Here is a 21,262-nt window from a genome sequence, read left to right as displayed (position 1 = left end):
GAAATTTACCAATTATCGACCTGCTGTTTCGGAAATGATGCTTTTGAAGCTAGAAATAGAAGAATCAGGAGAAAAAAATTCAGCCTGTTCTAAAATACACAAGTATAGAAAAAAGTCGAAGTCAAAATTTGCCAATTATCGACCTGCTGTTGCGGAAGTGCTCTTTCTAGAAGAAGAAATGAGGCATTTGGGATGAAATTTTAGGTTAAATACCAGACCTCACAGGTTTTAAAAACCTGTGAGGTCTCCAGTCTATCGGCAGAAGGCAGAAGAAAATCTGGTCCTTAAATTTCCCAATTATCGACCTGCTGTTTTACACAGTTCAACTTCAGAAATAGAAACGATTCAATTCTGCGAAGAACAACGTCCGCGCCTGGATTTTATTAGAAAATCTGAGCGATAGTCCGTATCTTTATGCTCTTTAAAAAACCACACAGAATGAAATTAAAACCCCTTAAATTAATCGGAATTTTTGCCTTTGCATCGATTACAACATTGACGCAGGCACAACAAAACGACCAAAATCAAATGGATAATATACTGCTACAAGAATGGGACGGACCTTATGAAGGTGTGCCCGATTTTGATAAAATGGAGGTGGAGCTTATAAAACCTGCCATAGAAAAAGGCATGGAAATGCACCTCACCGAAATCGATAAAATCGCCAGCAACCCCGCACCGCCGACTTTTGAAAACACGATTGACCCGATGGAAATGACCGGCGAAGCGCTGGATCGGGCGTTTACCTATTACGGAATATACAGCAGCAATGTTTCCAGTCCGGAATTTAGGGAAGTGCAAAAAGAACTTTCTCCAAAAATTTCGGAATACAGTTCAAAAATTTCTCAGAATGAAGCTCTTTTTCAGCGGATAAAAAGTATATACGAGCAGGCTCAGAAGGATTCACTGGAACCTCAGCAGCAAAGGACAATAGAACTTATCTACAAAGATTTTGAGATGAGCGGCGCTAACCTCAGCAAAGAAGACAAAGAGCGTTATGCCGAAATTAATAAGGAACTTTCCAGGTTATACACGAAGTTTTCTAACAACGTTTTGGCCGAGGAAGAGAATTATGTCGTCTTCCTTGACGAAAACCAAATTAGCGGATTACCGGAATCCTACGTAAAATCTGCAGCAACAGCAGCAGCCGAGCAAGGACATGAAGGAGAATATGCAGTTACCAACACCCGCTCTTCTATGGATCCGTTTTTAACGTATTCTGAAGAAAGGGAACTTAGGGAAAAAGTCTGGAGAAATTATTATTCACGTGGAGATAACCAGGATGAATTTGATAATAACGAAGTTATTTCCCAAATCCTGAAACTGCGAGACGAGCGCGTAGAACTTATGGGCTACGACAATTATGCGCAATGGAGATTGCAGGACAGGATGGCCAAAACTCCGGAAAAAGCCATGGAACTTATGGAGGCCGTTTGGCCGGCAGCACTTGCAAGAGTTGAAGAGGAAGTAGCAGATATGCAAGCGATTGCAGATAAGGAAGGAAAAGATATTACTATAAAGCCATGGGATTATCGCTATTACGCCGAAAAAGTTCGTAAACAGAAATATGACCTGGACAGCGAGGAAGTAAAGCAATATTTGGAGTTGGGAAACCTGACTCAGGCGTTGTTTTTTACTGCCGGGGAATTGTTCAATTATAACTTTTCCCCTGTAGAAGAAGGAACTGTGCCTGTTTTTCATGAAGATGTGAAAGTTTGGGAAGTAACCGATAAAACTACCGGTGAGATTGTAGGTTTATGGTACCTCGATCCTTATGCAAGGCAGGGAAAACGCTCCGGAGCATGGGCGACTACGTATAGAAGTGCTACTGAACTAAAAGGAGATAAACCTGTGTTATCTTCGAACAATTCAAATTTTATTAAACCTGCACCGGGAGAACCTGTTTTGGTTTCCTGGGACGACGCGGAAACCTTCTTTCATGAATTTGGACATGCATTGCACTTCCTTTCTGCAGATGTGAAATATCCGACTTTACAAGGCGGAGTAAGAGATTATACAGAATTTCAATCTCAGTTACTGGAGCGTTGGTTATCTACAGATAAAGTGATCAATCAATTTCTGAAACATCACGAAACCGGGGAAGTTATTCCGCAGGAATTAGTTCAGAAAATTAAAAAGGCATCAACGTTTAACCAGGGATTTGCTACTACAGAATTTCTTGCATCTGCACTTATGGATATGAAATATCACACCACAGATCCTGAAGATATCGATCCCAGGGAATTTGAGAAAGAACAGTTAAAAGAGCTTGGAATGCCGGAGCAAATTGTGATGAGGCACCGTTCTCCGCATTTCGGCCACGTATTTTCGGGTGAAGGTTACGCAACCGGATATTACGGATATTTATGGGCAGACGTATTGACTTCTGATGCTTCGGAAGCTTTTGCTGAAGCACCGGGAGGTTTTTACGATAAAGAAGTTGCGCATAAACTCGTACGCTTCCTTTTTGCCCCGAGAAATGCAATGGATCCCGCTGAAGCATACAGGAAATTCCGTGGAAGAGATGCCAACATAGATGCTTTGATGAGGGACAGAGGTTTCCCTGTACCTTCAGATTCTAAATAAACTTCAGATAATTCAGTTGAATTTAACTGTAAAAAAATTCCCGTTCTGAATTTTCAGAGCGGGATTTTTATTTGCTTCTACTTCAACTTTAAAAAAAGAGAGAAATGAAAACCTTCAGTATAACTTCCGAAGTAATTCCTATTAAAGATTCCACCTTCTTTGTTTTAAGATGATTTCAGCTTTCTCTAAAAAGCAATTCCTACTCCTATATTAAAAAGAATACCTTTGGTAAAGATTTCTGGTATGGACTCGTATTGAACTTCAGAAGAACCGTCTTGAAATCTTACTTCAGTGCCATATTTTTCTGGAAGATCATTAAAAGCACAACCAATTTCTGGTCGGAAATAAAATTTATTTCCAAACTTACCTCCCAGCTTTATATTAATCGAATGACTACTTTCATCAAAATACCCTTTTCCTTCTAAATATTCTCCTGTTGCTGTGGGAGATTCTGCTGTGACATTTTCCGCAGTTCCTTTACCTTTAAGATATCCATAACTAAGATTGGTATAAAGGCCTTTTCCCGGGGCTAATAAGTAATAATTGAACCCTGCCTGAACATAAGAAATTGTCCCTTCCCTGTCATCAAACATAGATTCGGTTACTGGAAAAATCGATAAATCTACGTTGGGAGCTAAGCGTCCATCCAACCATGGGGTTACATATTCGGCATTTAAACCAACAATATTAGGTAAGCCCAATTTTATTCCTATACGCATTGGTCGTTCCTGTGAAAATCCGGAAAAACAAGCTGTAAAAGCTATTAAGAATAGTAAATAATTTTTCATTTTTGTCTAAGATTTGGATTTAATGATACGAAAAACTAGTTTTTTCAGATACGTAATATTAAGTATTGTGGCAGGTCCTTAACAAAAAATGGGGCATAAAAAAAAGTGAAATAAATCAAGTCAATGCTAAAAAATGCCAATTATCAACCTATATTCTGAAGATGCACAGCCATTTCAAATTATATAAACCCTACGGATATTTAAGTCAGTTTATTACCAACGAAAAGCCGCGGAAAAAGAGCAAAAGGCTTCTTGGAGAGCTGTTTGATTTTCCTGAAGGCACAATGTCTATAGGTAGGCTGGATCAGGATTCTGAAGGCTTGCTTTTGCTGACCACAGATGGTAAAGTGAGTGCAGAAGTTACCGGAAAAAAGGTTGAAAAGGAATATTTTGTTCAGGTAGACGGGCAAATTACCGAAGAAGCTGTTGCAGCGCTTCGGAAGGGAGTGGAAATTAGTATAAACGGCAAAAAATACCAGACGCTGCCTTCAAAAGCACAATTATTGACCGAAAAACCAGAATTTCCCGAAAGAGCTAAAAGAATCAGGGACGAGCGGCATGGTCCTACCAGCTGGATTTCAATTACACTTACAGAAGGTAAATTCCGTCAGGTAAAAAAAATGACTGCAGCCGTCGGTTTCCCCACTCTCAGGCTTGTTCGGGTAAGAATCGGCAACGAAAGACTTGAAAATATGCAACCGGGAGAGGTAGTGAAAAAAGACAATTTTCGGCTTTAATTTTAAGTCCTGAGAAACAAGAAAGCCGCAAAAAAAGCGGCTTTCTAATTTTAAGTATTTCCGAATCTATTCAGCAGCTTCTACAGCATCAATTTCAACATTTACAGAATCGGTTTTAACTTCTGAAGAATCAGCTATTTGCTTTTCTTCACCAAATACATCTCCAATGCTGCTCAACGCTTCGAGGTTTAGATCTCCTTCTTCCATACTCTTTAGTAACTTAAGCAAACTGGCAGGATTCATGTCTTCACCAAGAACGCGTGCAACCCCCATTCCTTTGGAATTGTCGTATCCAAAAACAATAAATTCGTCAATAGCTTCTTCATCACCAGTAAAATAAATTTCTGCTCCACGCTCTCCGGAGCCATATCTTATCAATAACTGATAAGATTCATCCTTCAGAATATTTTCAAGTTCTGCTTTTTCTGCTGTAAATTTCTCGTTCCCATCCTTAACTGGATATGCAAGTACATTCACTTTTTTTACCGTTTCCAGGGTTGCTCGTTGATCTTCGTTTAAAGCCTCACTATTAGCGAACATACTCACGGGTAAGTCTATGGCTAAAAACTCTTTATCACTCTGGTTTTCGACATAATATTCCTGAAGTGTAGGTTCATTATTACAGGAAAAAAGAACCAGGCTTACTATCAAGCAACTTATAATTTTTACAATTTTCATGACTAATAATATTAGGATTTATTGTTAACATTTTTTAATTCTTCGGCACCCGGAACTTTCAGGTCTGATGCTAACTTGGACAATTGGGACAGATCAATTTCTCCGGTTATTTTTACAATCATAGACATTGCATCTGCTCCGGCCTGGCTTTCCATAAACATAAATAACTCGCTTACAGAAGTGTCATTTTTTCCCGGTCTGGAATAGAACTTTATTGTTTTTCCATCTTCTGTAACCCTCATTAATTGTTCTAGTGAGCCTCTTTTAAGGTATGCCGTTACATCATCGTTCATCTGTGACCTTACGTTTCCATCTTTAGTGGTAAACATTTTTATCTCGTTTAGATTTTCTATTAATCTAAGGTATTGCTGCGCTTCAGGATCACTGTCACTAAGATCCAGATCTGCAAGCATTTTAAACATTTTGCTGGTCATTACCACGCCATCGACTCCTTTCATTCCGTCGTATTTTTCAAAAGACTGGGCGTTACTGAAAACGGAAGTTAAAGTCATTACTATTAAAAAGATAATTGTTCTCATTTGGGTTTATTTTAGATTGATAAATTTATTGGCACTATTAATTTCTTTTAGATGTACAAGTTCTTCCTTCCCTTCGTTCATATATTCTGAAACCAGTAAAAGTGTTTGCCTGGCCTGCTGGTAGGTTTGTTCCTGTTCTTCTGTCATTACTATATCTTTGTGCTCATTTTCCATCTTATATGCACTGTTATTTTGATAAACAAAAAGTCCTAGTGCCAGCACAATGCTAGCCGCAATTGCTATCCAGGCATATTTGCTTCCAGGTTTTTTCCCAACAGGATTTTTCCCCTGATAAGTTTCTTTTCTGGCCGCCGTTGTGTAGCCAAAAATTATGCGGTAGGATTCCAGGCGCGAAGGAACTGAGTGGGTATTAAAGTATTCCTTCAACTGTTTTTCCTCTGCCAGGGAAGTACTCCCCTCTTCATATTTTTCTATTAGTCTTTCAACTTCTCTTAACTCCATAGTCATGTTTCTTCGTTAAACCTTCTCTTATTTTCTTTCTCGCCCTGGATAAGGCCACCCTAATTGCAGTGCATTCCATTCCAACAATTTTTGATATCTCTTCAAACTCATATTGCTCCACATCTCTTAACTGAAATATCACCTGTTGTTGTTCAGGAAGTTCCTTTATAATCCTATCCACCCAGGAAAGTTCGTCTTTAACTTCCATTTCCCTCTGAACAGAGATCGTGTCACTTTCATAATTTTGATGAACAATCCTTAGATTGTTATTATATTTCAATTTTAATTGATCCAGACAGTAATTTTTAGTTACCGTCATTGCATAAGCTTCAACATTGGCATATTCCTTGATCTTTTGTTTGCGATCCCAGAGTTTCATCATTACTTCCTGCGTAGCATCCTCTGCTGCTTCTTTTGATACCAGCAGCCTTAATGCCAGCCTGTACATTTTATCCCTTGCGGGATTAATTTTACTAAGGAAATCCTGTTGTGTCATTGGTTCTTTGGTCGGTTGTAAGCGCCCTTACATAAATACGACGAATAGGAAATACTTTTGTTACAATTTAATTTTGAAATAAAAGGATTGTCCTTACTTTTAAACAAAAATTGATATAGCTCTAATCTAATTGTAAACTTATGAAATTTAATAAATGGCTATTGTTCTTTATTTTTACCGGAACAATGCTTACTTCCTGCTCCGAGGACGAAAATGATGAGATAGATGATTCTGTTACCGAAAACCCGGAAAACCTTGATATTGAAAAGTTCATCTACAGAGGTATGAACGAATATTATCTTTATAAAAGCGATGTACCTGAATTAGCTAATGATCATTTTGCAAATAGGACAGAACGGGATGAATTTCTTACAGATTTTGAAACACCCGAAGATCTTTTTTACGATGGCCTCCTTGCCCCACAGGACCGTTTTAGCTATATCACCGACGATTACATAGCCCTGGAAAATAACTTTAGCGGAATAGCAACAACTACCGGGGTGGATTTTAGGCTTTACAGATTCTCAAATTCTGATGATTTGTTTGGAGTTGTACGATATATTATTCCTGAAAGTAATGCTGATGGACAAAATATCAAAAGAGGTGATCTTTTTACCCGTGTTAATGGAGAAACGCTTACCATAGATAATTATAGCGCGTTGTTATCCAGTGATGAAGTGATTTATCACCTTGCCTCGATTGAAGATAATGTGATTTCTGAAACTTCTGAAACAGTCACTCTTGTAAATGAGGAGTTAACGGAAAACCCTGTTTTAATCACAAAGACTTTAGACGTGGAAGGAATGTCTGTTGGATACATTATGTACAACAGTTTTGTAGCCGATTTTGATGCTGATTTAAATGCTGCTTTTAGCCAATTGGCTGCTGAAGGAATCACGAAATTAATTCTCGATCTTCGCTATAACGGTGGTGGTCGTGTTAGCTCAGCAACAAGGATGGCAAGTATGATTACAGGACAGTTTAAAGATGAAATATTTGCTAAGGAAAAGTGGAATGGAGAGTTGCAGAATTTACTGGAAACTTCTTATCCAGATCGTCTTTATAATAGATTTACAGATACTATTGATGGAGGAGAAAGTATTACCAGCCTTAACCTTAACGATTTATATGTTATTACCTCCTCTTCCTCAGCTTCAGCCAGCGAGTTAATTATTAATGGATTGGATCCTTATATTGAGGTTCAAAAAGTGGGAGATACTACCACCGGGAAATCACAGGCATCAGTTACTTTATATGACAGTCCAAACTTTAACCGCGTGAATGCAAACCCAGATCATACTTATGCTATCCAGCCACTGGTATTGGAATCTGTAAATTCTATGGACGTTTCTGTACCTGTTAATGGTATAATTCCAGACGTGGCTATTGAAGAAAATATTTGGAACCTGGGTGTTTTAGGAGAACCATCAGATCCTCTTCTTTCCGCTACTTTAGATCTCATTACCGGAAACAGAAGATTTTATCCTGAAAGAAAACACAACTTCAAAGAATTTAGCGAATCCGGTCATAACAGGTTGGATTATCAAAGAATGTATATCGACGAGGTGCCACCTTCTTTAGCAAAACAATTATTTATAGATTAATTAATCAGAATATTACATAAGAAGAGGCTGTCTACAAGTTCCCTTCGTCTAAAGTTTCAGTCATTAACTGGATCAACTTTAAAAGGACGAAAATTGGGGTTTTTAGACAGCCTCTTTTATATTTTCAATTTTCAGCTAAGGAGGACTGTTAGTCATTGAAATAAAATCCGTTTGGTCCTACCCCAACCTGGATTTGCTGAAGAAATTCTCCTCCGGTAGTATACACTTCTATAAAACCATCTGAAATAAGATCTCCTCCATCTGCTATAAAAATCAGGTCATTTTCTACTTCAAAAGCATACATGGCTCTCTCGCCAGAATCGCTATCGTAACTCAAGATTGGCTCTCCCGGCCCTTCTGTGGTTACCAGTGGCAACGTGTAAACTGAATTTCCGGCAGTAAAATAAATAGTTTCGTCTTCAATATCAATTTTGGAAGCACCGGCATGAATCGCTGAAAAAACAGTTTCTGAACGTACTGCTCCTGTAGCTTTATCTATTTTTTGCAAACCACCCGCAGACATCACATAAATAGTATTCCTGAAAATTTCGAAGGAATTATACCCTCTTTTTGCTGTAAATCTATTCACAATAGAATCCACAGAAGGATCAAATATGCTGATTTTACTTCCTGATCCCGAAACTACGTTCTTAATGTAAAGCAGTCCGTCATCTGCGGTAATATATTCAGCGTAATCATCTACATAAATCTTTTTTTCAATTTGCAGGCGCTGCGTATTTATTACCGCAATATAATCATCTTCATTCGTCTCAGGATCGGCAAGATTTGTAACATAGGCTTTTCCGTTTTCTACAACTCCGTACATAGGCGCAGAAAGTCCGGTGTCTATCCTTCCCACCTTTCTAAAAGTGTACCTATCCATCACCGTGATCATATTAGTATCTGTGGAGATAATGTAGGCATTGTTATCATCAAAAAACAGCGACTGCGCATTTTTGCCAATACTATCTTCAACATTTACAGTGGCAAAAACCTTTTGATCGACCTCCTGTAGATTGTTGCTAATGTATGTTACTGTACCGGTTGAAGTACTATCCTCTCCTCCTTTATTTAAGACAAAAAATCCATTTACGTATGCCCCTAAAGGTTCAGTTACCGCAATATGATCATCATCATTACTACAGGAATTTAATAATAGCACACTCGAAATGCCAAATAAGAGCAATTTGCCAAATTTCATAAACGGTTAAGTTTTTACAGTAGATTAAAGTACAAAATCAGCCGCCGACTCTGAGGCACAAATCAGCGCTATTTTAGTCTATAAATGAACAAAAATCTTACCACAGAATGGCATTGGATGTTCAAAGAATTCAGGAAAATGCTTTTCTGCGCTTTTTATACAGCGAATTAGGAGCTAAAAACCTTTAAATTTAAGCTGAAAAAACTTTTAGAAGTCCTTCCTCAAAATTTTAGCTAAAAAAAGAAGCCCCGCGAAGAATTCGCAGGGCTTTTACTCATTACAGGCCGAAAATTGCCATTTTTAATCGTTGAAGTAAATTCCGTTAGGATTTATACCAACTTCAAAAGAATTTAATAAGCTTCCATCTGAAGTATTGTAAAGATAAAGATCCCCGTTACCCGTAAAATCTGAATTAGCCGAAGCTGCATAGATAATACCATCTTCTACTTCAAAACCATATAAAGAGGCTACTTCAGCCATTTCAGCAAAAGCAGATTCTGGCAATGTTGTGGCTTCTTCAGAAAATGTGTAGACATTCTTCCCCAAAGTATAATAAATCATATCATCTTCAATATCAAGGTTACCGGGATGATCTGTGTTATTGGCAAATTCCATTTCTGCCACAATTTCGTTAGAATTCAGGTCAATTTTAACAATTTTTCCAGCTGTTTCTGCTTCAGCATATGAAGGAAGACCGCCAGTACTTATCCAAAGAAAATCATCTTCAATCTCTAGGGAATTTGGTCTGTCCCCTACTGTTATGGTCTCAGAAACTGTATTATCTGCAGCGTTAATTACAGAAACTTTATCATTAAAAGAATATCCTCCTAAATGGGCAACATATAAATTACCATCGTTTTCCACAATCCTCTCAGGCCCTTCAACAACAGCAATATTTTCTGTAATTTCATAGGTTTCCATATCTATAACAGCAACATAATCATCTTCAGCATTACTGCCGTCTCCCCAATTGGTCACATAGGCGTTACCATTAGCAAATGCCACATACCTTGGATTCTCCAAACCTTCAGAGATTGTTGCCACACTTTCAAAAGTATTTCTGTCCACAATTTCAATTGTATTGGAAACATTCAGTACTATAAAAGCATGATCTTCGTAAAAAGCAATACTCTGCCCGGTATCTCCCAACACAGCATCAGCATTTACTTCAGCAAAAATGTTATTGGTAATATTATCCATTTCTGCATTCAGGAAAGAAACCGTGCTGTTGCCTGCACCAAAATTACCTTCATTTAAAATAAAAATACCGCTGGTGTATGCTCCTGCAGGCTCTTCTTCTTCAGGTTCCTCTTCTTCTTCCTCCTCAACAGGATCTGGATCTATTATTTCTTCCTCCTGTTCTTCGCCAGTAGTCATAAATTCATCATCGCTCTCGCAAGATGTTAAAAATGTAAAGGCCGCTAAAGCCGCAATAAAAAACTTGTTGATTTTCATAGTTAAAATTTAATGGTTAGTGAACTATTAATAGAACGCCCGGGCATTGGCCTGGACGGTAAACTTTGATAAGCTTTATTGTAAAGGTTACGGACTTCCAGCCCAAGATTTATAAAATCATTTTTTCCAAAACTGTAGCCTATTCCTGCATTTGATACTGTATACCCCTCCAGCTCATAATTATTGTCTGAAGAGGTGTAAATACTGCCGTTGTAAAGAAATTGATAGAAAAAGGACAGGCTCTCAAAAGAATATCCAAATGAGCCGGTGGCTTTGTGATTGGGCGTGTAGATAAGCTCTTTGTCCTTAACCTCATCATTGGTTTTGGTGTAGCCGTAATTTGCGTTTACTACAAAATTGTGGTTGCCATAGCTTTTTTCATATTTCCCGCGGAATTCCAATCCGTAATTTCTAACACTTTCTGTATTTACAGGTCTCCACAATCCTGTAGCATCTGGAACCCACCGCAGTAAATTTTCAATTTTCATGAGGTAAGCCACAACTCCAAATTCAAAATCTTTAAAATGAAGTTGTTGTCCCAGTTCTCCCTGGAAAGAAGTTTCAGGATCTAGATCTGGATTCCCTCCACTGCTCCAAAAAAGATCATTATAAGTAGGTATCCTGAAATTCCTTGAAAAATTGAAAGTAACATCGTAGAAGGAAGTAAGTGAATATCCTGTGCTAACAGCGAATAACAACGGAGATTCGTAAGTATCTGTAATTTCTTTTCTGGCGCTTAATTCGTAAAAGAACTTTTCGAAATTGTGGTTAAAGAGAATGGCAAAGGCCGCAATATTTCTCACATTTTCACCAACGTCAGATCCTTTTCCATCGGTGTACCTGTAGTCTGCAATGCCATGCAGAGTCATATTGGGATTTAGATCATAAGTAAGATCATATTTCGCAATATATGTTTGCGCATGCCCAAAGGTGAAACTTTCGCGGTTACGGTTTTCGAAATATTTATAGTTTTCATCCAGAAAAGCCAGTTTTACTGAAGACGTAAATGCATGGTAAAAACCTTTCCATTCCAGCATATTCCTGCTGTTTATGTCGCCATATTTGCTCTTTGACGGTGCCGTTAAAGTTCCTGAAAAAGCACGCTCCCCCTGGTAATAATCACTGTAAAATCTAAGGATGTTTTTATCATTTAGCCAGTGCGCAATCCCCGCACTCATGCTCAGGTTGTAAAAATCCCCATTTTCGTTCCGTTTTTCTGTTCCCAGGTACTTGTGATCATTATCAGATTCTATTCCTGAAAAATTCGCATAAACACTCGTTCTTTCTGAAGAAGCTTCAGTAGAATAATTAAAAATACGAGTATCAAAACTGCCAATTTCGAGGCCTACCTTATTTCTGAACTCACCATCAAAGGCAAAACGATTGTTAAGATGAATACTTCCACCTATGGCACCGCTACCGTAGAGGACACTTCCGCCGCCGGCACGTACTGCGATGTTATCGTATCCGGAAGTATTCACAGTATTAAAGTCGGTCTGGCCGTTAAATTGGGAATTGATATTAATTCCGTTCCAAACCACTGCAGTTTGGGAGGCAGTCGTACCCCTAAAGGAGGGTGAGGAAACCATCCCGTTGCCATTTTCTTTAAAGTATATGGGAGCATTAAATTTCAGCAATGTACTAAGGGAGGGTTCATTTTTGGCAATTATCGAGTCACTTAATACCGAAACCACCTGCGCCCGGGAGTTTTTATAAAGCTTAACATCACTTAGCAAAACTTCATCCAGTTGAGTAATGGAATCTCTTTGAGCATACGCCGGTAATGCGCAACAAAAAAGAAGAAATAGAGTAAAGAATTTTAATTTTTTCATCTGCCTCTGACTCTTATCCCGAAAGTCTCGATTTTAAAGTTTGAATTTTGGCAGGTCTCCTGGCTTGCGTCTTGTTGTTTACCTTCCCATTCATAAGAACAGTGGTATTTTGAAGTGATAACAACAAGCATCCCAATTTGGGACTTAGCTCACAGTTGCGGGAACAGCTCAGGCTTATTTAAAGTTTGAGGTAAGAAGTGTAAAGTACGAATTAGTAATTCTTTACTTCTTATTTCTAACTTCAACCTGATTCCCTTTTAATCGATGCTGAAAAACAACAGCACCAAACCAAAAAATTTCAGTGCGAAAATAAACATTTAGATTTGTTGACCGCATAAATTTTTAATAATCTTACTTTTGAAAATCTAAAATGATCCTTTTGAAAAAAATACTTTTTCTTTTAATAATCCTCGTTTTCGCAGCCTGTAAAAATTCTGAAGAGCAATCTAACCAGGACGAAGCACCACAAGGTGAACAGATTGAAATATCACATGCCACAGGTTTTGAAATAGAAACATTTGGAAATTATACCATAATTGAAGTAAAAAGCCCCTGGCCAAATGCTGAAGAAACTTTTAAATATTTATTAGCTGAAGAGGATGCAACTATTCCTGAAGGGACTGAATACGATCAAAAAGTAGAAATTCCGGTAGAAAAAGTGGTGGTAACTTCTACTACTCACATCCCCGCTCTTGAAGCTCTGGAGGAGGAGGGAACTTTAAAAGGTTTTCCCGGACTGGATTTTGTTTCTTCAGTTAAAATGCGTGAACTTATTGATGAAGGAGAAGTAAAAGAGCTGGGGAAAAATGAAAATATTAATACCGAAGTTTTAATAGATCTTGAGCCAGACGTGGTTATTGGTTTTAGTATAGAAGCGAACAATAAAACTTTTGAAACCATTCAAAAAACCGGGATCCCGGTAGTTTACAATGGTGACTGGACAGAAGAAACTCCGTTAGGTAAAGCTGAATGGATTAAGTTTTTCGGAGCTTTTTACAATAAAAATGAAGAAGCAAGCATAATTTTTGAGCAGATTTCTGCCAGTTATGCTGAAGCTAAAGAACTGGCGCAAACAGCAGAAAAACAGCCAAAAGTTATTGCCGGATCCATGTTTAAAGATCAGTGGTACATGCCTTATGGCACTTCGTGGCATGCACAATTTATTGATGATGCAAATGCGAAGTATGCTTATGCTGAAAGTGAAGGAAATGGCAGTATGGCTTTATCTTTTGAAAGCGTATTGGCAGACCATCAGGATGCTGAATATTGGATTAGTGCAGGACAATTTACTTCCTACGATCAACTTTTTTCAACTTCAGAACATTACCGTCAGTTTAAAGCTGTACAGGATAAAAACGTGTACAGCGTAAGCCTGGTAAAAGGAGAAACAGGCGGAGTGGTATACTATGAACTTGGCCCCCAGCGACCCGATCTAGTTCTAAAGGATATGATTTCTATATTTCATCCTGATTTACTACCTGAATACGAACGTGTATTTTATAAAGCTTTGGAAGAATAAAAAATTTAAAACATTAGATCACAATTAAAGAATTCGATTGAATCATTCCAAAAAATATTTCCTACTACTTTCCCTCCTTTTTTTGGCGGTAGTTCTGCTTGTTTTATTAAATGTTGGTTTGGGCTCTGTAACTATTCCGCTGAAAGATATTTTCGCATCTATATTTAATGCTGATGTTTCCCGGGAAACCTACAGGTATATTGTGCTGGAATACCGTTTACCTAAAGCTATAACTGCAGTAATTACAGGCTCGGGACTTGCTATTAGCGGTTTACTTATGCAAACGCTGTTTCGAAATCCGTTGGCAGGTCCTTATGTTTTGGGACTTAGTAGTGGCGCCAGTCTTGGAGTAGCTATAGTAATTATGGGAGCCTCTATTTTCGGCGGAGCATTCGTAAGCCTGTTTCTGTCAAAATGGAGTTTGGTGATCGCCTCCAGCCTTGGAAGTCTGCTCGTGTTAATCGCAGTAATGTTAGCTTCAGTAAGGCTTAGGGATACAATGGCTATTTTGATTATTGGACTAATGTTCGCCAGTCTTACTGCAGCCGTGGTGAGCGTACTTTCCTATTTTAGTCCGGCAGCTCAATTGCAGCAATACGTTTTCTGGTCATTTGGAAGTCTGGGCAACCTCTCCTGGGAAGAGGTCTCAATTATGGCAATTTTCTGGTTTGTGGGAATATTAATTGCAATTTCCTGTATAAAAAACCTTAATACACTGCTCCTGGGGGAACAATATGCCCGTACTTTGGGAATGAGCATTCAAAAAAACAGGTTTAAAATCATTCTGGCCACCAGTCTGCTTGCGGGAAGTATTACCGCCTTTGTAGGCCCTATTGCTTTTGTAGGGCTCGCGGTACCTCACCTTATTCGACAAATTATGCCAGTGAACAATCATAGCATCCTGGTGCCGGCGGTAATACTGGGAGGTGCTGCCCTTATGCTAATATGTGATATCGCCGCACAAATGCCCGGCAATGAATTTACTTTACCAATTAATGCTATAACCTCTTTAATTGGAGCTCCTGTGGTTATCTGGTTACTGGTAAGAAAAAGAAGATTTCTATTTTGAAGGAAGAAAACTCCCATAGCATTTTAAAAACCGAAGCTTTAAGCATTGGTTATAAAAAGAAAGCTACCGAAAATCAGATTGCTTCAAATATTAATATTGAAGTAAATGAAGGGGAACTGGTTGCTGTTATTGGAGTGAACGGGGTAGGAAAATCGACTTTCCTGCGCACCCTGACTGGTATTCAGGAGCCACTTTCGGGAAAGGTGCTGGTAAAAAATACCGAAATTGGTAAAATTGAAGCCCTCGCTTTGGCGGCACTAATAAGCCTGGTTTTTACCGAGCAGCCGGTTTCTAAAAATCTTAGCGTTTTTGAGCTTGTAGCTTTGGGAAGACAACCATACACCAACTGGATTGGACGTTTAGGCAAAAATGATCTCCGACAAATTATAAAGGCGCTTCAAGTGGTGAATATTGACTCTATACAGGAAAAAAAATGTTATGAGCTTAGTGACGGGCAAATGCAAAAAGTACTTATTGCCCGGGCCATCGCACAAGATACTCCGCTCGTTATTCTGGATGAACCTACCACCCACCTAGATCTTTACCACAAAGCTTACGTTTTAAAATTATTAAAGGATCTTACCAGAAAAACGAGAAAAGCTATTGTTTTTGCTTCTCATGAGATCAACCTGGCAATTCAACTCTGCGATAAAATTATATTGATGCAGCAGGATAACATTCAAATGGGAACTCCGGGGGAATTATTAAAATCAGGTGCTTTTTCAGAAATTTTCCCTTCAGATGTTATTTTGTTTGATAAGGAAACTTCTTCTTTTAAAGTCAAAACCTAAGCTGAATTAGACAGTCTATATTTAACTGGATAAAGACATTTAATTATCTTTGAAAAGAAATAGCTTTCCCTGGATGAATGAATATCTTCTTTTTTCTCTAATTTTTATTGTCACCCTCGTGCTGGGGATTTTCTTCGGAAACCTTATTGCGCGCTTAAAAAGCAGAACCGAAAAAACATTGCTTCAGGAAAAAATAAATCAACTTTCGCTGAAGGTGGAAGAGTTTCAAAAACAAATTCAGGATAATATATATAATTCCAAAGATGAGCTTTCTGAAGTCAAGGCTTTAAACCTAAAGCAAATCGAAAAGCTTGAAAATGAGCGGGAAGAAATACGCAGGGAAAAAGATTTCCTGAACACAGAACTTACCCGCCGAAATTCAGAGTTTGAGAACCTTCAGCAAAAAAATTCTGAACAAAAAGCAGAAGTTGAAAAGCTTCAGGAGAAATTTCAGAAGGAATTTGAGAATCTTGCCAATAAAATCCTGGATCAGAAATCTGAAAAATTTACCAGCCTCAACAAGGAAAATATTCAGAATATATTAAACCCGCTTCAGGAAAAAATTAAAACTTTTGAAGAGAAAGTTAACCAAAACAACACCGATTTTATTTCCAGACACGCCGAACTTGGCAAACAGCTTAAGGATCTAAACGAGCAAAACCTGAAGATAAGCGAAGAAGCCAACAATCTCACGAAGGCTTTAAAAGGCGAAAGTAAAACTCAGGGAAACTGGGGCGAATTGATCCTTGAACGTGTACTTGAGAAATCCGGACTTCAAAAGGATCGGGAATATTTTATTCAGAAAGCTTATGAAGATGAAGATGGCAATAAAGTGCTGCCCGATGTTGTGATCCATTTGCCTAACGACAAAAGAATGGTCATTGACTCAAAAGTGTCTTTATCAGCCTATGAAAAATATGTAAACGAGGAAAACGAAATTTTCAGAGCTCGGCACTTAAAAGATCATCTAAAGTCTCTGCAGAATCATATCTTACAGTTAAGTTCAAAAAAATACGAAGATTTACACGGGAGCGATTCGCCGGATTTTGTTCTGATGTTTGTGCCTGTAGAACCTGCATTATATCTTGCGCAGGAGTGTGATAACAGTTTCTTTTACACCGCATTTCAAAAAAATATTCTTCTGGTAAGTCCTACCACGCTACTTTCTACCTTAAGAACAATAGACACCATCTGGAGCAATGAAAAGCAGCAGCAAAACGCAGTAGAAATTGCCAATCATGCAGCTTCTTTGTACCATAAATTTAAAATCCTTATTGACGAACTTGAAGTGGTTGGAAACCGGATAAAATCTACCTCCTCTGCTTACGATACAGCTATGAAAAAACTTACAGGCCAGCAAAACCTAATAAAAGATATTGATAAGCTAGAAAGTCTTGGTATTTCCCCAAAACAAAAGATATCTTCAAAATGGCTGAACAAAGCGAGTATTGAGCCGGAGGAAAAACCGAATGATAAAACTGCCTTGAACTAATGAAAAACTGCAAATTTCTATTCTGCTCGTTTCTCTTTCTTTTTTTAAGCGGCTCTCTTGCCGCACAGGAGCTATACTTTCCAGAAAGGGGAAAATGGGAAAAGAAAGCGGCTTCAGTATATAACCTGGATTTTTCTGAGGCCATTGCTTTTGCCAAAGCCAATGAATATTCAGAATCAAAAGATTTACGGCTGGCAATATTAAAAGGCTTTCAGCATGAGCCTTATCACGAAATTTTAGGACCTGTAAAGCGTCGTGGCGGGCCGGCTGGAATTATTTTAAAAGATGGGTATATCGTTGCAGAATGGGGTGATACAGAAAGAGTGGACATGACTTTTAGTGTCACCAAAAGTTTTCTTTCCACCACTGCCCTGCTTGCCCTACAGGAGAATCTAATAACCGACTTTAATGATCAGGTTGATTATTACATTTGGGATAAGACTTTCGAAGGTGATCACAACAGCAAAATCACCTGGAAACACCTGCTTGAACAAAACTCTGACTGGAGCGGCGAATTATGGGGATCTTATGACTGGGCAGACAGGCCACCTTCAGATCTAACTTTAGATGAATGGAGAGGACGGGATTTGAACGAGCCGGGAACCTATTTTAAGTATAATGATGTTCGGGTAAACGTACTCGCATACTCACTCCTGAATGTTTTTAGAAGTCCGCTTCCAAAGGTTTTAAAGAAAAAAATCATGGATCCTATAGGCGCTTCAACGAAATGGCGCTGGTACGGCTATGAAAATTCATGGACCACGATCGACGGACTTAAAATGCAGTCGGTTAGCGGTGGCGGGCATTCCGGTGGCGGAATATTTATAAACACCAAAGATATGGCTCGTTTTGGCCTGCTATTCCTATATAACGGAAACTGGAACGGAAAGCAGCTTATTTCAGAAAAACTTATTGAAGAAGCTATCCAACCCTCAGATCCAAATCCTAATTATGGTTATATGTGGTGGCTCAACAAAGAAGGACCTCGACACTGGAAAGGAATTGATAAAAATATTTTCTACGCTGCAGGCTTTGGTGGAAATTTTATAATTGTAGACCAAAAAAATAATATAGTAATTGTCACCAGGTGGCTGGAACCTTCAAAAGTTGAAGCTTTTATAAATATTGTTTATAAATCAATGTAAATGAAAAAAACACTTTTTATCATTTTAGGAGCTATCCTGGTTTTGTTTATTGCATATTTTGCCTTCGTCTATTTCGTGCCTTACAGCGAAGGAACGCGGAGTGGCGAACTTATTAAATTCAGTAAAAAAGGAGTGATTTCAAAAACCTGGGAAGGAGAAATAAGCCAGGGAATAAGCGGCGCCCAGATTTTCCAGTTTTCGGTATTGGATAATGATCCCGAAGTTATCGAGCAATTGCAGGAAAACGAAGGGAATTACGTAAAGGTTACCTATATAGAACGCTACACCACATTCTTCTTTTGGGGAGATACAAAATATTATATAACTGAAGTGAGAGAAGCAGATTCTCCACATTTTAGAGATCGATAAATATGAAATTTAAAGAAATTAAAGAGTCGGAAGTAATTATGACAGAACTTATGCTTCCCTCCCATTCCAACTTTAACGGTAAAATCCATGGTGGGTACGTGCTTTCCCTACTGGACCAGATTGCCTTCGCCTGCGCCTCCAAACATTCCAGGGCTTACTGCGTGACTGCCAGTGTAGACACTGTGGATTTTCTAAGACCAATCGAAATCGGGGAACTTGTTACGATGAAAGCTTCGGTAAATTATGTGGGAAGAAGTTCTATGGTAATTGGAATTCGTGTGGAAGCCGAAAATATCCAGACCGGCGAAGTTAAACACTGTAATTCCTCAACTTTTACGATGGTCGCAAAAGACAGCAATGGAAAATCTTTATCCGTTCCCGGATTAATCCTTAAATCCGATAATGATATACGGCGGTTTGCCAAAAGTCTTAAACGGATTGCCATGAAGAAAAACCGGAAACAGGAATTTCATGACACCGATTTTATTTCTGAAGAATACCTGCATATACAGGAGCTGGACAATGTAAAAATCGAAAGGTAATTTGAAGTTCAATGGGTTTATAGCTGCCATTTTCGCGGCCATTATTGTCGCTTATTTTTTTCCGCAAGGGAATGAAATTTTGCCGCTAAAGACGATTACAGATATTGGAATCGGACTTATATTTTTCTTTTACGGACTCAAACTTTCGCCGGCTGAATTTAAAATGGGGCTGTTAAACTACAAATCCCACATTGTAATCCAGGTCACCACTTTTATCATTTTTCCGCTTTTGGCGCTGCTGTTTATTCCGCTTTTTGAAGAAGGAATAACTTCAGAAATATGGATTGCACTTTTCTTCTTTGCCACCTTGCCCTCTACCGTTTCCTCATCTGTAGTCATGGTTGCCATTGCCAAGGGAAATCTTCCTACTGCGATCTTTAACGCAAGCCTGTCGGGATTAATTGGCATTTTTGCCACACCGTTATGGCTGGGAATTTTTCTTCAGAAGGCTACGAATTTTGAATTTATGGATGTGTTGGTAAAGCTTTGCCTGCAAATAATTCTGCCTTTAATTTTAGGACTGGTTTTTCAAAAATTCATTGGTGATTTCGCCCGGAAACATGGTAAAGCGCTAAGTTTTATTGATAAAACAACCATTATCCTGATTATCTATTCCAGTTTCAGCAACTCCTTTAGCTCTAATATTTTCAACACTGTTAGTCCGCTGGATCTCGCAAAGTTGTTCGTAATTGTGGTGCTGCTTTTCTTTGCCGTCTATTTTGGGCTTAACCTGGTTTGTAATGCGCTGGGGTTTGATCTGAAAGATAAAATTGCAGCCCAGTTTTGCGGAACAAAAAAATCTCTCGTCCATGGTTCTGTAATGGTGAAAGTTATCTTCGGAAGTGCTGCCAGTACAGGACTTTTGCTTTTACCAATCATGCTTTACCATTCCCTGCAGTTACTCGCAGTTGCCTATTTCGCTGAAAGTTACCGGAAGAAAGTACTTGCCGCTGAAGGGGAAATAGTTCGTAGACGGTAGTCTGTTGATAGAATTTTGGATAGGGTTCTTAATAAAACAAAGAGTTCTATATATTTCTGGTTATTCCTTAAGCCCGGATATGTTATTTCTATTGCAGGAATATGTCATATCCTGCAAGGTCTTCATTGAAGTTAGAAGTACGAGGTACGGAGGTAAAAAAGGCTTTTCTCTCTTCTCTTTTCTCTTTAAGGCAGTGCTGAAAATGGCAATTATCGACTTTTGAGGTCACGAAATTAGAATTACGAGGTACGAAAATCTTAACTCTTTTCTCTTTTCTCTTGAAGACAGTGCTGAAAATGGCAATTATCGACCTATTTGAGCGACGAAGTTAGAAGTCCGAGGTCTTTACTCTTCACTATTCATTACAAAAACTAATTATTCAGGTATAAAGCTATGTCTGCACTGTTGATGGTGAACAGAATCCAACCTATGATGAGTAATAGTCCGCCGAGGGGAGTTATGGGGCCTAAAAACTTAAGTTTTTGGTCTGCAGCATCGCTAAGGATTAGTCCGTAGATGCTGAAGGAGAAAAGCAGAATTCCGATGATGAAGCACCAGGCCATTATTTGTTGTGAAAGGCTGAGAAAAGGAAAAATCACACCAGAAAGAACTAAAATTAAAGCGTGGTACATTTGATATTTTACTCCGGTTTCAAAGCTTTTTAGCTGATCGTTGTTCAGTTTTTTCTTTAAAGCGTGTGCTCCAAAAGCACCAAAAACGACAGCAAGCGTACCGTAAATTCCGCCGATAATTAAGACCAGTTCTTTCATGGTTTAAATGTAAACATTTTAGCGGTTTTCTTCATCAGCATTTTACTTGAAAAGCTGGTTTGCGTTAGGGATTGCAGCGGTTACCCTGCAACCACGCGGGAGCGTGGTGAAGCGTAATAGCGGAAAGCCCGACCCGACTTTAGGAGGGTAACGCCCATAAAAAAAGGCTGCCTAAAAATAGAGACAGCCTTTTAAATACTTTATATTA

General features: G+C 38.6%; 20 protein-coding genes and 1 riboswitch. Of the genes, 11 read left to right on the top strand and 9 right to left on the bottom strand.

Annotation, left to right across the window (positions count from 1 at the left end; translation table 11 throughout):
• Positions 1 to 438 precede the first annotated feature (438 nt).
• Entirely contained in the window at positions 439 to 2,586 is a 2,148-nt protein-coding gene (locus RM549_RS10700) for a M3 family metallopeptidase (protein ID WP_311684585.1), read from the top strand.
• Between the two features lie 185 nt (positions 2,587 to 2,771).
• Here RM549_RS10700 and RM549_RS10695 read toward each other — a convergent pair whose 3' ends face one another.
• Positions 2,772 to 3,374, bottom strand: coding sequence for a hypothetical protein (locus tag RM549_RS10695; RefSeq protein ID WP_311684583.1), 603 nt, complete (start codon positions 3,372 to 3,374; stop codon positions 2,772 to 2,774).
• Positions 3,375 to 3,535: 161 nt separating this feature from the next.
• Here RM549_RS10695 and RM549_RS10690 point away from each other — a divergent pair, with 161 nt between their 5' ends.
• Positions 3,536 to 4,111, top strand: coding sequence for a pseudouridine synthase (locus RM549_RS10690; RefSeq protein WP_311684581.1), 576 nt, complete (start codon positions 3,536 to 3,538; stop codon positions 4,109 to 4,111).
• A 66-nt stretch (positions 4,112 to 4,177) separates the two neighbouring features.
• On the opposite strand, the gene RM549_RS10685 is transcribed toward RM549_RS10690, so the two are convergent.
• From RM549_RS10685 to RM549_RS10670, 4 genes are read right to left on the bottom strand one after another with little or no spacing between them, the layout of a single operon-like run.
• Entirely contained in the window at positions 4,178 to 4,789 is a 612-nt protein-coding gene (locus RM549_RS10685) for a GFO_1091 family lipoprotein (RefSeq protein ID WP_311684579.1), read from the bottom strand.
• Between the two features lie 11 nt (positions 4,790 to 4,800).
• Entirely contained in the window at positions 4,801 to 5,328 is a 528-nt protein-coding gene (locus RM549_RS10680; protein WP_311684577.1) for a DUF4252 domain-containing protein, read from the bottom strand.
• 6 nt (positions 5,329 to 5,334) lie between these two features.
• A complete protein-coding gene (locus tag RM549_RS10675; RefSeq protein WP_311684575.1) occupies positions 5,335 to 5,790 on the bottom strand; it encodes a PG0215 family putative anti-sigma factor in 456 nt (151 codons plus the stop codon).
• On the bottom strand, positions 5,771 to 6,286 hold the full coding sequence (locus RM549_RS10670) for an RNA polymerase sigma factor (protein ID WP_311684573.1): 516 nt from the start codon (positions 6,284 to 6,286) through the stop codon (positions 5,771 to 5,773). Before RM549_RS10670 ends, RM549_RS10675 begins: the two co-directional genes overlap by 20 nt.
• Before the next feature lie 140 nt (positions 6,287 to 6,426).
• On the opposite strand from RM549_RS10670, the gene RM549_RS10665 reads away from it, so the two are divergent.
• Entirely contained in the window at positions 6,427 to 7,890 is a 1,464-nt protein-coding gene (locus RM549_RS10665) for a GFO_1087 family putative carboxy terminal peptidase (protein WP_311684571.1), read from the top strand.
• Between the two features lie 148 nt (positions 7,891 to 8,038).
• Here the strand turns inward: RM549_RS10665 and RM549_RS10660 are convergent, their stop codons facing one another.
• From RM549_RS10660 to RM549_RS10650, 3 genes are all read right to left on the bottom strand, one after another.
• Positions 8,039 to 9,091 carry a YncE family protein gene (locus RM549_RS10660; protein WP_311684569.1) on the bottom strand — a complete coding sequence of 351 codons (1,053 nt, stop codon included), beginning with the start codon at positions 9,089 to 9,091 and terminating at the stop codon, positions 8,039 to 8,041.
• A 300-nt stretch (positions 9,092 to 9,391) separates the two neighbouring features.
• The gene (locus RM549_RS10655; protein WP_311684567.1) at positions 9,392 to 10,546 is read right to left on the bottom strand and encodes a YncE family protein; all 1,155 of its coding nucleotides are present in this window, start codon (positions 10,544 to 10,546) and stop codon (positions 9,392 to 9,394) included.
• A 2-nt stretch (positions 10,547 to 10,548) separates the two neighbouring features.
• Positions 10,549 to 12,378 carry a TonB-dependent receptor plug domain-containing protein gene (locus RM549_RS10650; protein ID WP_311684564.1) on the bottom strand — a complete coding sequence of 610 codons (1,830 nt, stop codon included), beginning with the start codon at positions 12,376 to 12,378 and terminating at the stop codon, positions 10,549 to 10,551.
• 32 nt (positions 12,379 to 12,410) lie between these two features.
• Positions 12,411 to 12,681: riboswitch (cobalamin riboswitch) on the bottom strand.
• A gap of 67 nt (positions 12,682 to 12,748) precedes the next feature.
• Between RM549_RS10650 and RM549_RS10645 the strand changes: the two genes are divergently transcribed.
• From RM549_RS10645 to RM549_RS10610, 8 genes are all read left to right on the top strand, one after another.
• Complete coding sequence (locus RM549_RS10645) at positions 12,749 to 13,897, top strand: ABC transporter substrate-binding protein (RefSeq protein ID WP_311684562.1); 1,149 nt, start codon at positions 12,749 to 12,751, stop codon at positions 13,895 to 13,897.
• A gap of 37 nt (positions 13,898 to 13,934) precedes the next feature.
• Positions 13,935 to 14,966: an iron chelate uptake ABC transporter family permease subunit gene (locus RM549_RS10640; RefSeq protein ID WP_311684560.1), complete on the top strand. Its 1,032-nt coding sequence runs from the start codon at positions 13,935 to 13,937 to the stop codon at positions 14,964 to 14,966.
• The gene (locus RM549_RS10635) at positions 14,963 to 15,757 is read left to right on the top strand and encodes an ABC transporter ATP-binding protein (protein WP_311684558.1); all 795 of its coding nucleotides are present in this window, start codon (positions 14,963 to 14,965) and stop codon (positions 15,755 to 15,757) included. Before RM549_RS10640 ends, RM549_RS10635 begins: the two co-directional genes overlap by 4 nt.
• 73 nt (positions 15,758 to 15,830) lie before the next feature.
• The gene (locus RM549_RS10630) at positions 15,831 to 17,249 is read left to right on the top strand and encodes a DNA recombination protein RmuC (protein ID WP_311684556.1); all 1,419 of its coding nucleotides are present in this window, start codon (positions 15,831 to 15,833) and stop codon (positions 17,247 to 17,249) included.
• Positions 17,249 to 18,394, top strand: coding sequence for a serine hydrolase domain-containing protein (locus RM549_RS10625; protein ID WP_311684554.1), 1,146 nt, complete (start codon positions 17,249 to 17,251; stop codon positions 18,392 to 18,394). The genes RM549_RS10630 and RM549_RS10625 overlap by 1 nt, the downstream gene beginning before the upstream one ends.
• Complete coding sequence (locus tag RM549_RS10620; RefSeq protein ID WP_311684552.1) at positions 18,395 to 18,763, top strand: 6-phosphogluconate dehydrogenase; 369 nt, start codon at positions 18,395 to 18,397, stop codon at positions 18,761 to 18,763.
• A complete protein-coding gene (locus RM549_RS10615; RefSeq protein WP_432264713.1) occupies positions 18,760 to 19,305 on the top strand; it encodes an acyl-CoA thioesterase in 546 nt (181 codons plus the stop codon). Before RM549_RS10620 ends, RM549_RS10615 begins: the two co-directional genes overlap by 4 nt.
• A gap of 1 nt (position 19,306) precedes the next feature.
• On the top strand, positions 19,307 to 20,284 hold the full coding sequence (locus RM549_RS10610) for a bile acid:sodium symporter family protein (RefSeq protein WP_311684548.1): 978 nt from the start codon (positions 19,307 to 19,309) through the stop codon (positions 20,282 to 20,284).
• Between the two features lie 371 nt (positions 20,285 to 20,655).
• Here RM549_RS10610 and RM549_RS10605 read toward each other — a convergent pair whose 3' ends face one another.
• Positions 20,656 to 21,054, bottom strand: coding sequence for a DUF423 domain-containing protein (locus tag RM549_RS10605; protein WP_311684544.1), 399 nt, complete (start codon positions 21,052 to 21,054; stop codon positions 20,656 to 20,658).
• Positions 21,055 to 21,262 lie beyond the last annotated feature (208 nt).

The sequence above is a fragment of the Autumnicola patrickiae genome (assembly GCF_031846525.1).
In the GTDB taxonomy this organism is placed as follows: Bacteria; Bacteroidota; Bacteroidia; order Flavobacteriales; family Flavobacteriaceae; genus Autumnicola; species Autumnicola patrickiae.
This window is presented reverse-complemented; position numbering and strand designations above follow the sequence as displayed.